The organism is Megasphaera vaginalis (ex Srinivasan et al. 2021) (assembly GCF_000478965.1).
In the GTDB taxonomy this organism is placed as follows: Bacteria; Bacillota; Negativicutes; order Veillonellales; family Megasphaeraceae; genus Megasphaera; species Megasphaera vaginalis.
Genome location: NZ_AWXA01000006.1, coordinates 23,977 through 38,618 on the forward strand (window position 1 = coordinate 23,977; position 14,642 = coordinate 38,618).

A 14,642-nucleotide genomic window follows, 5' to 3' on the forward strand; every position below is an offset into this window, starting at 1 on the left:
GAGAATTGTTTTTTATGAATATAGCAATTGCAGGTACAGGGTATGTGGGTTTGTCATTAGCAGTTTTATTGTCACAGCATAATCATGTGATGGCGGTGGATGTGGTTCCGGAGAAGGTGGAGCTGATTAATCAGCGAAAGTCACCGATTCAGGATGATTATATCGAAAGGTATTTGGCAGAAAAGAAATTGGATCTGACTGCGACGCTTGATGCGAAAGTGGCTTATAGTCATGCCGATTTTGTCATTGTTGCTACTCCAACGAATTATGACAGCCAGAAAAACTTTTTTGATACGAGCTCGGTAGAGTCGGTCATTCGACTTGTGATGGAATATAATCCTGATGCCGTCATGGTTATTAAATCGACGATTCCTGTCGGATATACAAAAAGTATCCGTGAGAAAACGGGCAGCAGGAATATTCTATTTAGTCCTGAGTTTTTGCGAGAAAGCAAGGCCCTTTATGATAATCTTTACCCGAGCCGTATTATCGTAGGCACTGACAGCGATGATGAACGTCTTGTGGAAGCGGCGCATACGTTTGCCGGACTTTTACAGGAAGGTGCGATAAAGAAAGATATTCCCACGCTTTTTATGGGATTTACAGAAGCGGAAGCGGTAAAACTTTTTGCAAATACGTATTTGGCGATGCGTGTTTCTTATTTCAATGAGCTGGATACTTATGCGGAAATGAAGAAATTGGATACGCAGCAGATTATCAATGGTGTATGTCTTGATTCACGAATTGGGGCATACTATAATAATCCTTCTTTTGGCTATGGAGGATATTGTTTGCCAAAGGATACCAAGCAGTTGCTGGCCAATTATTCGGAAGTTCCTGAAAATCTGATTGAAGCAATCGTCCAGTCAAATCGGACACGAAAGGATTTCATTGCCGGACAAGTGCTGGAAAAAGCGGGATATCATTGCAGCGGTGACGAACATGCGGAGAAAGAAAAGCCTTTAGTGATTGGGGTCTATAGATTGACAATGAAATCCAATTCAGATAATTTTCGACAGAGCAGTATTCAAGGAGTCATAAGAAGAATTAAAGCCAAGGGCGCTAAAATCATTATTTATGAGCCGACCTTGGAAAATGGAAGCATGTTTTTTGGAAGTATGGTTGTGAATGATTTAGACAGATTCAAAAAAGAAAGCCAAAGCATCATTGCCAATCGATATGACAGCAGCCTCAATGATGTCAGGGATAAGGTCTATACGAGGGATATTTTTGCAAGAGATTAAAGAATGTAAGGGAGAGGCTTTATGAAGGGAATTGTTTTAGCCGGCGGCAGCGGGACGCGGTTGTATCCATTGACGATGGTGACATCGAAGCAGCTTTTGCCGATTTATGATAAACCGATGATTTATTATCCCTTGTCTACGTTGATGTTGGCCGGGATTCGGGATATTCTGATTATTTCTACGCCGATGGATTTACCTAATTTTGAACGTCTTTTAGGAGATGGCTCAAGATATGGTATCCATTTGAAATACAAGATACAGCCTTCTCCTGACGGATTGGCACAGGCATTTATACTGGGTGAAGAATTTATTGCCGGAGAGCCTTGCGCCATGGTTCTGGGGGATAATATCTTTTATGGCGCCGGGTTGACAAGGTATTTGAAGGGGGCGGCAGAAGACGCACAGCATGCGGCAGGTGCGACTGTTTTCGGATATTACGTGGATGATCCGGAACGTTTTGGCGTGATTGAATTTGATAAACAGGGGAAAGCGATTTCGATTGAAGAGAAACCTAAGAATCCAAAGTCTAATTATGCAGTGACCGGATTATATTTTTATGATTCCAAAGTATGTGAGTATGCGAAGCAGGTCAAACCGTCAGATCGTGGAGAATTGGAAATTACGGATTTGAATAAAATGTATCTGGATGATGGAAACTTGCAGGTGGTCACTCTGGGACGCGGGTATGCGTGGCTGGATACCGGGACCATAGATAGTCTAAGTGCTGCTGCTGATTTCGTCCGGGCGGTGGAAACGCGTGCGGGAATCCATATAGCGGCGCTGGAGGATATTGCATACCAGCAGGGCTGGATAGATAAGGCGACATTGGAAGAGAGTGCTGAAAAGTATGGAAAGAGCCCGTATGGACAATATCTGAAAAAGGTGGCCATGGGGAAGATTCTGTCGGAAGTGTGAGTATAGAAGGCAGACATCGGAGGACAGAAGTCAGAAGGAGAAAGCTAGAAGACAGATGTCAGAGATTAGATGATAAAATATGATGGAAATCGTTTAATCTATGCATTTTTATATGGACTTTGCTGAGTGGTGATTAATAAGGGGTCTTGAGAATCATGAATTTCCAGAAAATGATTGTTTGGCAGAAATCCATGACTCTTGCTGAAAAAGTATATGAAGCAGTGAGATTTCTTCCGAAAGAAGAGTTTGTTTGCTTTGTCTGATCAAATGCGGCGAGCAGCGGTTTCTGTTCCGTCTAACATTGCTGAAGGTGCTGCACGTGCTACAAAAAATGATACAAAGTATTTTTTGACGATAGCACGAGGTTCGGTAGCTGAGTTGCAGACTCATATTTTAATTTGTAAAAGGCTGAAATATATAGAAGAAGAGCAAGCTCGGATTCTGTTGGATTTAGCGGATGAAATACGAAAAATGTTATCAGTATTGATTAATAAAGAAAATTTGATATGAGGCTGGATGTGATAAAGGCTTCTTATGTTATTTAGTGTCTGCCATCTGATATCTTTTCTCTATTAAATCTGACATCTCTTATTTCTATTAAGAGGAAGGAGATAGACATGACGATTATTGTTACCGGGGGCGCCGGATTCATTGGCTCCAATTTTATTTTTTATATGATGAAACAGCGCCCGGAGGATAGGGTGGTTTGTCTGGATAAGCTGACCTATGCGGGGAATCTTGCCACTTTATCTTCTGTTATGGATAAGGATAATTTCCGCTTTGTGAAAATGGATATCTGTGACAGACTGGCGGTGTATCGATTATTTGAAGAAGAGAAGCCCGATGTGGTCGTTAATTTCGCTGCAGAATCCCATGTAGACCGGTCTATCGAAAATCCTGAGATATTCTTACAGACGAATATTATCGGCACGGCTGTATTGATGGACGCCTGCCGTAAATATGGAATCATGCGTTATCACCAGGTATCGACGGACGAGGTATATGGTGATTTGCCCATTGATCGTCCGGATTTATTCTTCCATGAAGATACGCCGATCCATTCTTCCAGTCCGTACAGCACATCCAAGGCTTCTGCAGACCTTCTGGTCATGGCCTATCATCGCACATATGGGCTGCCTGTCACGATAAGCCGCTGCTCCAATAATTACGGGCCTTACCAGTTTCCGGAAAAACTGATTCCGCTTATGATTGTCCGTGCGTTGGCAGAGGAGAAGTTGCCTGTGTATGGAGAAGGCCTGAATATCCGTGACTGGCTGTATGTGGAAGATCACTGCAAGGCAATTGACTTGATTCTCCAAAGAGGAACCTTGGGAGAAGTTTATAATATCGGCGGGCATAATGAAATGAAGAATATCGACATCGTTCACCTGATTTGTGAGTATTTGCAGAAGCCCTTTTCATTGATCGAGCATGTAACAGACAGGAAGGGACATGACCAACGGTATGCGATCGATCCGACGAAGATCCATCATGAATTAGGCTGGTTCCCTGAGACCAAGTTCAAGGACGGCATCGGGAAAACGATTCAATGGTATCTGGACAATCAGAACTGGTGGAAGGAAATAGTATCAGGAGAATATCAGGGATATTATCAGAAAATGAATGAAAATAAAAAGTAATTAAGATCATTAAAAGCTATTGCAAATGGGGAAGATTCTTGAGCGGAGGGAAGCATGAAGGTATTTGTGACGGGTGTGACCGGGCAACTTGGACATGATGTGATGAACGAATTGGCTAAACGGGGGTATGAAGGAATCGGAAGTGCCGTAGAATCTGTTTATACAGGCATTCAGGACGGTACGGCGGTTACCAGGATGCCGTATATTTCCTTGGATATCACGAATCAGTCGGACGTAAGGGCTGTGTTGGAGGATGTCCGCCCTGATGTGATTATCCATTGTGCGGCATGGACGGCCGTCGATGCGGCGGAGGATGAAGATAAAAAAGCGCTGGTGAAGGCGATTAACGTGGATGGCACCGGATATATCGCGGAAGAAGCAAAGAAGTTAAATGCCAAGATGGTTTATATCAGCACGGATTATGTGTTCAACGGGCAGGGAACGAAGCCTTGGGAACCGGATTGCAAAGAGTACGCACCGCTTAATGTATATGGGGAAACAAAGCTTGGTGGAGAGCTGGCGGTTTCAGAACTGCTGGAGAGATATTTCATTATCCGTATCGCGTGGGTGTTTGGCACGAACGGAAAAAATTTCATCAAGACGATGCTGAATGTGGGGAAGACGCACGAGGAGGTTCGTGTTGTTGATGATCAGGTCGGGACGCCTACATATACGTTAGATCTTGCCCGTCTCTTGGTGGATATGGTGGAAACAGAAAAATATGGTTATTACCATGCGACGAATGAGGGTGGCTTTATTTCCTGGTATGATTTTACCGTGGAAATATTTAAGCAGGCCGGATATACGACAAGGGTTGTGCCGGTTACGACAAAGGAATATGGAGTTTCCAAAGCAGCACGGCCGTTTAACAGCCGGTTGGATAAACAGAAGCTTGTGGATTATGGCTTTACACCGTTGCCGGACTGGAAAGATGCATTGAAACGATACTTGCAAGTAGTTGCGGATCGTCGGGAAGGCAGGGAGAAGTGACATATGGGGCAGATAAGAGTAGAAAAAAATGTAGGCGGTATCGAAGGGCTGTGTGTAATCACACCGGCGATCCATGGGGATGATCGCGGGTATTTCATGGAAACTTATAATCAGAGGGATATGGAAGAAGCCGGTTTCCATATCCGTTTTGTTCAGGATAACCAGTCTATGAGTAAAAAAGGCGTCCTGCGCGGACTTCATTTCCAGAAACATTTTCCTCAGTGCAAGCTGGTGCGTGCTATCCGTGGCAGCGTTTTTGATGTTGCCGTAGATTTACGTTCCGAGTCTGTCACCTATGGAAAGTGGCATGGCATCGAATTGACTGCGGAAAATAGAAAGCAGTTCCTCATTCCTGAAGGGTTCGCCCATGGATTCTTGGTACTTAGTGCGGAAGCGGAGTTCTGCTATAAGGTGAATGATTTCTGGCATGCGAATGATGAGGGCGGTCTGGCATGGAATGATCCTGAAATAGGTATCATATGGCCTCAGCTGCAGGGAGAATATGCGGGAAATGCCGCAAGTGGCGGATATGCCATGGAAGATGGCACGCCACTCAATTTGAGCGACAAAGATCAGAAATGGCTGGGACTTAAGGATACGTTTAAGTTCTAAGTGATGAGGTTCCGGCAATGCAAGCGCGGGAATAGTTTATAAGATAAAAGGGGCATATTATGAAAATTTTAGTGACCGGCGGGGCGGGGTTTATTGGATCCCATTTGACGCGGCTGCTGATGGAGCGTGGCGAGGATGTCGTTGTGTTGGATAATCTGGCTACCGGGCTTCGGGAGAATCTGCCTGCTGGGGTGATTCTGCTGGAGGCGGATGTTTGCAGTGAAGGAGCACGCAAGCTGATGGCGGCCGGCGGCTTTGATGCCATTGTTCATCTGGCGGCGCAGACGATGGTGGACGCCTCTATCCGGGATCCGCTATATGATGAACGGAATAATATCGGCGGCATGGTGAATGTGCTGGAAGCGGCCAGGACGGGCGGTGTGAAGCGTGTCGTATTTTCTTCCACGGCGGCCGCTTACGGGGATGTGCCTGAAAGTGCGCTTCCGATACGGGAAGACCGGACGGCGAGTCCGTTGTCTTTCTATGGGCTCAGCAAAGTGGTTTCCGAAAAGTATATGGAGCTGTATCATCAGCTGTATGGTCTGGATTATGTGGTGCTCCGTTTTGCCAATGTTTTTGGCGAGCGTCAGGGAGAAGGCGGAGTTATCAGCATATTTACAAAGAAGATTGCCTACGGGGAAGGAATTTCTATTTTTGGTGATGGCAATCAGACGAGGGATTTCATTTATGCCGGCGATATTGCCAGTGGGATTTATGCAGCGCTCAAAACGGATCGGGTGAATGAGGTATATAATCTCAGTACGGAAACGGAAACCAGTCTGAAGGCGCTGGTGCAATTGCTGGGCGATGTGGCAGGGAAGCCGATTCAACCGGAATTTTCCGCACCTCGTGAAGGAGATATTTACCGCTCTGTCTTGTCCAACCGGAAGGCGATGGAAGCCTTGAGGTGGAAGCCGGAAATGCCGATGAAGGAAGCCTTACGGCGCACATATGGGCATTTTCTGAAATAATTCATATATAGATGGGAGAAAGAAGTATTTGCAGATGGTGGCAATCAGTCGGGAAGAGGTCAGAAATAAATTTAATACGTATCTGTCCCGGTTTGACCAGACAGATGAAGCCATCCGGTTGAAGCTCGTCCATTCTTTTAAAGTGGGTGGGCTTTGTGCATGCATCACGGAAAGTCTGGGCTTGCCCCGCAGTGACGTAGATCTGGTATGGTTGATCGGCCTGCTCCATGATATTGGGCGGTTCGAGCAGGTGAGAAGGTACCATACGTTTGTTGACGGTCATTCTATGGATCATGCCGGGTATGGCGCTTCTTATTTGTTTTCAGAGGGACATATTCGCGATTTTCTTTCTGATGACGCGGCGGATGATATCATCCGCGAAGCGGTCGGACAGCACAGCGCTTATCGCCTGGAGGTGGATTTGACGGAAAGGCAACGGTTATTCTGCCAGATTGTCCGTGATGCGGATAAGATCGATATTTTCCGTGTCTATGCGGTGTACGCTTTCGGCAAGAAGAATATGCTCCATGTCAATATTTCTGATTTGGAAACATCAGCTGTTTCGGAACCTGTTATGGAAGCGGCACGCCGTCGGAAAGCGGTTCCCGCCGAACTTGCCCAGACGACGATCGACTTTTATGTAGGCATGCTTTGCCTGTATTTTGAGCTTGTTTATCCGATCAGTCCGGAAATTGTCAGGGAGCAGGGAAATTACAGGAAGCTTTTGGCGGTTCATTCCCGGAATGAGGAGACGGAAGAACGGTTAAACGAACTGCACCGTTTGATTGGCGAGGTATAGGCTGGAGTTTTACAAGCGTTGCGAAAGAAATAATGGGACAGACAAAACAGATTGTGGCTTTTCAGCAGGAGCTGAACGAGCACAATCTGTTTGTTTTGCCTTATTTAATATATGCTGTGGTTTTGCGCAGGAGGATGTTGTCCATTTTTTATGCCTGTGTCTTCTGCGTTGAATCCGCAGTTGGCTTCCGCGATGAGGTCTTTCATCGGTACGAAGGCGGCTTTGGCGAGGAAAATTCTGCTCTGCCGAAGTTGTTGTTGCTTAGATCGCAAGTTGTAAGGAAATCCGGCTTATCTGCAAAGTCAGCGGGACCCTGTATGCCGTTCCGGCGGGCTGTATATATGGCTGTACTGGTCAGTGATGTCATTTCCGGAATAGCTGCCCGGCTGTAAATATAATTTATGCCGATGGAATAGGCCTTCGGTTGGAGATGGATGACCTTTCCGTAAGAAATACGGCGATTAAAACTGTACGTTTTTCATTGTTTAACGAAAGGATGCGGAGATTTTTGATATATATTCTTCGTGAGCATTCCCTTTCGGCGTGACGCAGTAGGAACCGGCAAAGCCATAGGGTTCACAGATATGGCTGACAGGACCGGCGCCCTTACCGGCATAGATGTGGGCTTCCCATTTTCCGGAACCTTGTAAATTAGGAAACGTAAGATACGGGTACCCCCTTCCTCTTCGCCCCGATTCATCATGACGTCTTTACCCATCGGGGATAAGGTAGTCGGACGCCACCTCATAATACATGGAACCGCCGGAGGCGAGGGCTCCCGGATTTAGAATACCGCGTTTTGCGGCTACGGTCTGCGCAAGAGCAGGGGACTGGGACTGGATGATACCGACAATCGTGCCAACGGGCCTGCAATTCGGCCAATAGGAATGTACTGTGAATAGGTATATCACCATTTCGAGGAATGTAAAGAAAGATATATATGTTATTACAACGAGAAGCGCGTTTAAGCATCCCTTGATTGCGTAGCCTGATCGAATATCGAGACAAGAAGGCATCTGCATAGAAAAACGCCAACGATTTCTTGCCGGAGTAAATAGCCTAATGTTGGGTGACACTTCATCAGACGCCCTCTTTTTTTATTGCAGGAGAGGGCCGGCGCTTTCAGCCGGAAGCATGCGCGGAGCGAATTCATCATAATAGGTTAAATTTAAGATATAACGTTTAACTTTAAAACGATTTAAAATTATTAAAATTTTTCCTTGACAAGGAGTCTTCTTCCGTGGATAATAAAAAGCAACTTTCCAAACAATTGCATCTGCGGCATAATTGCCGCTATAGACGATGAACGGGAAGAGCGCATTTTCACGGTGTAAAGAGAGTCCGTATTTGGTGAAAGCGGATCACATGGAGTGTGGCTGACATCGCCCGGGAGTTTCGGCGTCGACTTATTTTTCTAGAGAATATGAGGCGCAGACGTGTTTCAGCGTTAATGAACGTCTTGTCGGACAATGAGTATAATGACAGGGTGGTACCGCGTACATCGCCCCTGTCGCCGTTTCTTCGGAAATGGCGGCAGGTGTTTTTTTTTAACAATTTTTGGAAAGCAGGGGGAATATTGTCATACAGAGGGGGATGTAGTGATGGAACGAGTATTGGAGAACAGAGCTGTACAGGCCGTAATGACGAACTTTCGCTGGAAGGTCGCCTTTCTTATTTTTATGATCAGCTTTGTCGCGTATATGGATCGTGTCAATTTGTCTGTCGCCACGCCGGTTATTATGCAGGAATTCGGTTTTACAAAAATGGATATGGGCTTTATTCAGACCTGCTTTTTTGCCGGGTATGCGCTGATGCAGGTGCCGGGCGGTATGTTGGCTGAAAGGCTGGGGCTGCGCCGGACGGGCGCGCTGGCCATTCTCTGGTGGTCTGTATTTACGGCGTTGACGGCCTTGGCGAAAGGGAAGATCAGCTTTGCCGCCGTGCGGTTGCTGTTCGGTCTCGGCGAAGGCCCGGTTTTTCCGTCTTTAGGCGCGGCGACGTTCAACTGGTTCAACCGACATGAAAAAGGCAAGGCCAGTTCGTCGATTCTGCTCGGCACTTTTTTCGGTCCCGTCGTCGGCCCAGCTGTGACGGTGGCGTTGATGGCAGCTTTCGGCTGGCATGCCGTGTTCTTGCTTTTCGGCGCAGTCGGTGTCCTGCTTGCTTATGTTTGGCATCATTTTGTCGTTGACAATCCGGCTGACAGCCCTTATGTAAATGAGCTGGAAGCCGATTATATCAATCAAGGGCGCAGCGCGGCCGCAACGGGAAAAACGGTAGCTCCATGGGGAACTTTTCTTCGTTCGTCCCAATTCTGGGCCGTCGGCATTCAGTTTATGGTTGTCGACTACATCATGTATGTGTTTTTATCTTGGCTGCCGCTGTATCTGACGGAAGTGCACGGCTTATCGTTGAAAACGATGGGGATCTGGGCTTCTTTCCCCTGGGTTGCGTTAATGGCCATGGTCTTTGTTGCCGGGTTCATCTCCGATAAGATGGCTAACGGCGCAAACAGCGAACGCCAATATTCCATGCGTACCGTAACGGCAATGGCCGGTGTCGCCGTCTGTTCTCTCGGCCTTTACATTGCGGCTCATACGCCGAGTGCGGCGATGAATATTTTCTGGATGTCCGTTTCGTTGGGAGCCTTGGGATTTTCCATGAGCGCCAGCTGGTCGACGGTAATCTCGTTAGGCGGTCAGTATACCGGCTCCGTTTCGGGCTGGATGAATCTTTGGGGAAATATCGGCGGCGTTCTGGCCCCGATTGTAACGGCCTATTTCGTTACCAATTACGGTTGGAATGAAGCCTTTACGGCTACGTCTCTTTTCGGTATCGTCGCCGTCGTCTGCTGGTTTTTCGTCAAACCGGGAAAAATGCTGGTTCCGAAAAAGAGGCCGGCAGCGGAATAACGTATAAGATAGGGAATTATATAGGGGTAAAAAAAGAGCATCTTCGGGGGAAGATGCTCTTTTCGCGTATTACGTTGGTGACTGACGTTTATTCGACAGTGACCGATTTTGCCAGATTGCGCGGCTTGTCGACATCACAGCCTCTGGTGATAGCTGCGTAATAAGCCAGAAGTTGGAGCGGGATAACGGCCAGAATCGGCATCAGCAGTTCGTCGATTTCGGGAACGCGAATTACGTGGTCGACATATTTTACAAGCTCCGTGTCGCCTGCAGCGGCAATGCCGATGACGATGGCGTCCCGGGCTTTGACTTCTTTGATATTGCTCAGCGTCTTTTCATAAACGCTCTTCTGGGTAGCCAAGGCGATAACGGGGACGCCGTTGACGATCAGCGCCAGCGTACCGTGCTTCAATTCACCGGCGGCGTAAGCTTCTGCGTGAATGTAAGAAATTTCTTTCAGCTTCAGCGAGCCTTCCATGGCGACGTTATAATCCAGGGAACGGCCGATAAAAAAGGCGTCTTCGTTGAAACCGTATTTCTTGGCGAAGGTCTTGATCGGCTCGACGTCTTCCAAGGTGCGGCCGATCTGGTCCGGCAGGTTGCGCAATTCGCCGATCAGGGCCGTGAGGCGGTCGGCAGGCTGTGTCTGTTTGATGGCGGCCATGTAGAGAGACAGCATGAAAAACGTAACAAGCTGTGTCGTATACGCTTTGGTCGAGGCGACAGCTATTTCCGGGCCGGCCCAAGTATAAACGACCTGATCGGCTTCACGGGCGATGGAGGAGCCGACGACGTTGGTTATGGCTAACGTCTTGGCGCCGCGCCGTTTTGCTTCTTTCAACGCCGCCAGGGTGTCGCTCGTTTCGCCGGACTGGCTGACGACGATGAGCAGTGTTCCCTCATCGATGATCGGATCGCGATAGCGGAATTCGGAAGCGATATCCGTTTCCACCGGAATGCGGACCAGCTTTTCGATGTACGTCTTGCCGACGAGACCGGCATGGTACGCCGTTCCGCAGGCAACGATAAAAATCTTGCGGAAGCCGTTCAGGTAAGCGGCGTCCCAGTTCAGTTCATCCATGACGATCCGACTGCCGTCTTTGGAGATGCGGGGCGACGTCGTATCGCGGACAGCTTTCGGCTGTTCGTGGATCTCTTTGAGCATGAAATGTTCATAACCGCCCTTTTCGGCCGTTTCAGCATTCCACGTTACTTCAAAGATCTTCTTGTCGAGCTTTTCTCCGGAAAGGTCGGTGACAGTGACGGCGTCCTTGCGGACGACGGCCATCTCTCCGTCGCTTAAGATATACGTTTTCCGCGTCCTGGTAATGATCGCCGGAATATCGGAAGCGATGAAATTTTCTCCTTCCCCGAGGCCGACGACAAGAGGATTGTCTTTTTTCGAGCAAATCAGAACGCCGGGATCGGCTTTGGACATAAAGACCAGCGAGTACGAGCCGTCAATGCGGTGCAGCACGTTTCGTACGGCCTTTTCAAAATCGCCGGCGTACAGATCAGCCAACAGATGAACGACGACTTCCGTGTCCGTTTCCGATTGGAAGACGTGGCCCTTTTTGAGCAACGCTTCCTTCAGAGGCAAATAATTTTCAATAATGCCGTTGTGGACGACGGCGAAATTCCCCGTGCCGTCCGTGTGGGGGTGCGCGTTGATATCCGACGGACGGCCGTGCGTCGCCCAGCGGGTATGGCCGATGCCGACGGTGCCGACAGGCATGTTGCCGGCAATCTTATCGACTAAAGATGCCAGACGGCCGACACATTTTTCCACGCGAATCGTCTGGCCGTCGTCGACGGCGATACCGGAGGAATCGTAGCCGCGGTATTCCAGCTTCGTCAATCCTTCGATTAAAAACGGGGCAGCCTGTTCATTACCGACGTACCCTAATATTCCGCACATGTGCAAGAACCTCCTCTATAAAATAAAGTAGATAAAGTTCCTGTTGATCTCGAGTCTGCTTTGTCCCCTCCGTTACCGAAGGGCTTTTACAGTTCGTATCGGCAGATCTTGCCGAGAGGCATCCGCTGACTGTTCGACGACCTCTTCCTCGTCTTCTTGCCTGAGTGCAAGAGCTAGCGCTGAGACAGATATGCTGTCTTTTTAATACGGCGCTGCCGGACATACAGGAAAATGAACGGCAACGGCGGAGCAGGGAAATAGTATATAACATTTCCTGATCCTGTCTCATTTTAATAGATTGTCCGATGATAGTCAAGATAAGCGGCTTCGGCCGGTTTTTTGCAGCCCTTTCCTGCCGGTCAGAAGGGGAAGATCGGCGGGATAAGACGAGAGAAAATCAGCCCATTGTCACAGTTGTGACACAAAAAGAAGACAACAGTTTATCAATTACAGAAAACAGGGACTTTCCGTATATGGATTTTGCAAAAAGCCTAACAAGGGGAAGCTCTTTATGATAAAATGAATGAACAATTAAAGATAGGAAGAAGATCGTGTAAGCGCTTAGCGTAAGAAAGGAGACTACTATCATGAAGATAAACAAAGTAAGCGCGGCTTTGGCCGTGACAACCGTATGCTTCGCCGTTTCCGCCGCCGCTCCCGCTGCGGCGCGGACCGTCGATATCGGCAGTCTGATCCTGGCCCAGCTCAAGGAAGCCAATCCGCTGACGCAAATCACGCAGTCGGCGGCGGATAACGGTTCGACGTCGACGACGGCGCCGGCGACGTCCGCGCCGGATCCGCAGGCCGCGGAGGTGACGAAGGTCCCTGCCGTGCCGGAAGAAAAACCGAATCATCTGGAAATGGTGCTTGTCTTGGACCGCAGCGGTTCCATGGGCGGGCTGGAAAGCGATACGATCGGCGGTTTCAATTCCATGATCGAAAAGGAACGGAAACTCGCCGTCGATGCCAATGTAACGACGGTGCTGTTCAATAACCATGCAGAAACGGTGTATGACAGAGCTAAGCTTGCCGATGTCAAGACGATGACCGATAAGGATTATCAGGTCGGCGGTATGACGGCTCTTTACGATGCCGTCGGCACGACGATACATACGGTGGAAAAGACGGCGGGCATTGCCGATAAAGGTAATAAAGTGCTTTTCGTGATCATTACGGACGGATTGGAAAACAGCAGCAAAGAATATACGCAGGATGCGGTCAAGCGCATGATTTCCGACAAGAAGGAAAAGGACGGCTGGGAATTTATTTTCTTAGGCGCCAATATCGACGCGGAAGCGGAAGCGCAGAAGATCGGCATTACGCAGGACAAAGCGGCCACGTACACGAACAACAGTGAAGGCGTTCGCGCCAACTATGCGGCTGTCGCCGAGCTGGCGCATTCTCTTGCTTATCATCGTGCCATTACGCCCAATTGGAAAAATAACATTAAATGAAAAAATCGGTTCCGCGACGCACGGCATGCCCTTATCGTGGATGACGCGGACAGAAGAGACGGCCAATATGAGCAAGCCGTCTCTTTCCGCGCGGCCGGCGGATAAGGCGTCGCTGTTCGGAACAGTACCGAAAGGAGGACGTTCGTGAAACGGATTATTACGTATGCTCTCATCGCCTTTGTCGCTCTTTTCGTTTTGGCCGGCTGCGGCAAAAGCAATGATGCGGCTGCCGCCAAACCGGCGTCTGCGGCAAAGCAGCAAGTCAGCGTGGAAGAACGGGGAACGTATACCGATAAGGATCATGTCGCCGCGTATATTCACGCCTATAAAAAGCTGCCGTCCAACTATATTACGAAAAAAGAGGCGCAAGCGCTGGGCTGGAAAGATAAGGGAACCTTGGATACGGTGGCGCCGGGCAAGAGTATCGGCGGCGACCGCTACGGGAACTATGAAAAAGCCGTTCCCGACAAGCAAGGCCGTACTTGGCGGGAATGCGATATCGATTACGTCAAAGGCAATCGCGGCGCCAAGCGTATCGTCTATTCCAATGACGGGCTGATTTATTATTCTGCCGACCATTATAAGGATTTTCAGCAGTTATATTGAGGAGAGTCAGCGATGAACGAATACCTGATAGACGCGGAGCGAATGAAGACAAAAGACGAGGCGCATCATTACTTGCAGCGTCTCTTCGCCTTTCCGGACTATTACGGCGCCAATCTGGACGCTTTACACGATCTGCTCGGCGAAATCGGCGAGGAAACGCTTCTCAAAGTGCCGCGCAAGTTGGCTGACGAAGCGTATTTGTCTGCTTATGGCGCAGCGATGCTGCAGGTTTTCCTGGCCGCCGCTGCTGAGAACGAGTTTTTAACGGTGCAGCTGGTATAGACTGCGCGAAATCCGGTCGGGATGGTCATCCTGCCGGTTTGTTGGAGCGAAAGGAGAGGTTGCTGATGAAATGTCCGCGATGCGGCAAGCCGGTTCCGCCAGGTGCAAAGACCTGCCCTTATTGCGGCGCGCCGTTGCCGCCGCCGGGCAGCCGCAAGGAAGAGGAGATGCCGAGCGTATCGGCAAAGACGACGGGAATCGGTGTTGCCGTCGTTATCGTCGTTGTGCTTGCCGCTGTTGCCGCTTTTGTACTGCTGCGCTGAACGGAAAAGAATACAAAAAAGGAAGACTGCGGTCTC

Annotated in this window: 14 protein-coding genes and 1 pseudogene; 14 read left to right on the forward strand and 1 reads right to left on the reverse strand. The window is 48.8% G+C overall.

The window, feature by feature from the left end:
- The first annotated feature begins 14 nt into the window (after window positions 1-14).
- From HMPREF1250_RS01080 to HMPREF1250_RS01135, 10 genes and pseudogenes are all read left to right on the forward strand, one after another.
- Entirely contained in the window at window positions 15-1,244 is a 1,230-nt protein-coding gene (locus HMPREF1250_RS01080; protein WP_023052766.1) for a nucleotide sugar dehydrogenase, read from the forward strand.
- Window positions 1,245-1,265: 21 nt separating this feature from the next.
- Entirely contained in the window at window positions 1,266-2,159 is an 894-nt protein-coding gene (gene rfbA / locus HMPREF1250_RS01085; protein WP_023052748.1) for a glucose-1-phosphate thymidylyltransferase RfbA, read from the forward strand.
- A gap of 243 nt (window positions 2,160-2,402) precedes the next feature.
- Window positions 2,403-2,669: pseudogene (locus HMPREF1250_RS01090) on the forward strand (four helix bundle protein); the annotation flags it as partial.
- A 107-nt stretch (window positions 2,670-2,776) separates the two neighbouring features.
- Window positions 2,777-3,799 (forward strand): dTDP-glucose 4,6-dehydratase, encoded by a 1,023-nt coding sequence (rfbB, locus tag HMPREF1250_RS01095; RefSeq protein ID WP_023052730.1) that lies wholly within the window; start codon window positions 2,777-2,779, stop codon window positions 3,797-3,799.
- 54 nt (window positions 3,800-3,853) lie between these two features.
- The gene (gene rfbD / locus HMPREF1250_RS01100) at window positions 3,854-4,789 is read left to right on the forward strand and encodes a dTDP-4-dehydrorhamnose reductase (protein ID WP_023052756.1); all 936 of its coding nucleotides are present in this window, start codon (window positions 3,854-3,856) and stop codon (window positions 4,787-4,789) included.
- Between the two features lie 3 nt (window positions 4,790-4,792).
- The gene (gene rfbC / locus HMPREF1250_RS01105) at window positions 4,793-5,401 is read left to right on the forward strand and encodes a dTDP-4-dehydrorhamnose 3,5-epimerase (protein WP_023052753.1); all 609 of its coding nucleotides are present in this window, start codon (window positions 4,793-4,795) and stop codon (window positions 5,399-5,401) included.
- Window positions 5,402-5,460: 59 nt separating this feature from the next.
- Complete coding sequence (locus HMPREF1250_RS01110) at window positions 5,461-6,372, forward strand: NAD-dependent epimerase/dehydratase family protein (protein ID WP_023052767.1); 912 nt, start codon at window positions 5,461-5,463, stop codon at window positions 6,370-6,372.
- Window positions 6,373-6,406: 34 nt separating this feature from the next.
- Window positions 6,407-7,171 carry an HD domain-containing protein gene (locus HMPREF1250_RS01115; RefSeq protein WP_023052752.1) on the forward strand — a complete coding sequence of 255 codons (765 nt, stop codon included), beginning with the start codon at window positions 6,407-6,409 and terminating at the stop codon, window positions 7,169-7,171.
- A gap of 32 nt (window positions 7,172-7,203) precedes the next feature.
- Window positions 7,204-7,563 (forward strand): hypothetical protein, encoded by a 360-nt coding sequence (locus HMPREF1250_RS01120; RefSeq protein WP_036242260.1) that lies wholly within the window; start codon window positions 7,204-7,206, stop codon window positions 7,561-7,563.
- Window positions 7,564-8,772: 1,209 nt separating this feature from the next.
- Entirely contained in the window at window positions 8,773-10,083 is a 1,311-nt protein-coding gene (locus HMPREF1250_RS01135) for an MFS transporter (RefSeq protein ID WP_023052728.1), read from the forward strand.
- A gap of 88 nt (window positions 10,084-10,171) precedes the next feature.
- Here the strand turns inward: HMPREF1250_RS01135 and glmS are convergent, their stop codons facing one another.
- On the reverse strand, window positions 10,172-12,001 hold the full coding sequence (glmS, locus tag HMPREF1250_RS01140; RefSeq protein ID WP_023052739.1) for a glutamine--fructose-6-phosphate transaminase (isomerizing): 1,830 nt from the start codon (window positions 11,999-12,001) through the stop codon (window positions 10,172-10,174).
- A gap of 587 nt (window positions 12,002-12,588) precedes the next feature.
- Here glmS and HMPREF1250_RS01145 point away from each other — a divergent pair.
- The 4 genes from HMPREF1250_RS01145 to HMPREF1250_RS01160 all read left to right on the forward strand — a co-directional run bounded on the left by HMPREF1250_RS01145 (window position 12,589) and on the right by HMPREF1250_RS01160 (window position 14,606).
- Window positions 12,589-13,455 (forward strand): vWA domain-containing protein, encoded by an 867-nt coding sequence (locus HMPREF1250_RS01145; RefSeq protein WP_023052735.1) that lies wholly within the window; start codon window positions 12,589-12,591, stop codon window positions 13,453-13,455.
- A 144-nt stretch (window positions 13,456-13,599) separates the two neighbouring features.
- Window positions 13,600-14,061: a ribonuclease domain-containing protein gene (locus HMPREF1250_RS01150; RefSeq protein WP_023052746.1), complete on the forward strand. Its 462-nt coding sequence runs from the start codon at window positions 13,600-13,602 to the stop codon at window positions 14,059-14,061.
- 12 nt (window positions 14,062-14,073) lie between these two features.
- Window positions 14,074-14,343: a barstar family protein gene (locus HMPREF1250_RS01155; protein ID WP_023052734.1), complete on the forward strand. Its 270-nt coding sequence runs from the start codon at window positions 14,074-14,076 to the stop codon at window positions 14,341-14,343.
- Window positions 14,344-14,408: 65 nt separating this feature from the next.
- A complete protein-coding gene (locus HMPREF1250_RS01160) occupies window positions 14,409-14,606 on the forward strand; it encodes a zinc-ribbon domain-containing protein (protein WP_023052759.1) in 198 nt (65 codons plus the stop codon).
- Window positions 14,607-14,642: the final 36 nt, after the last annotated feature.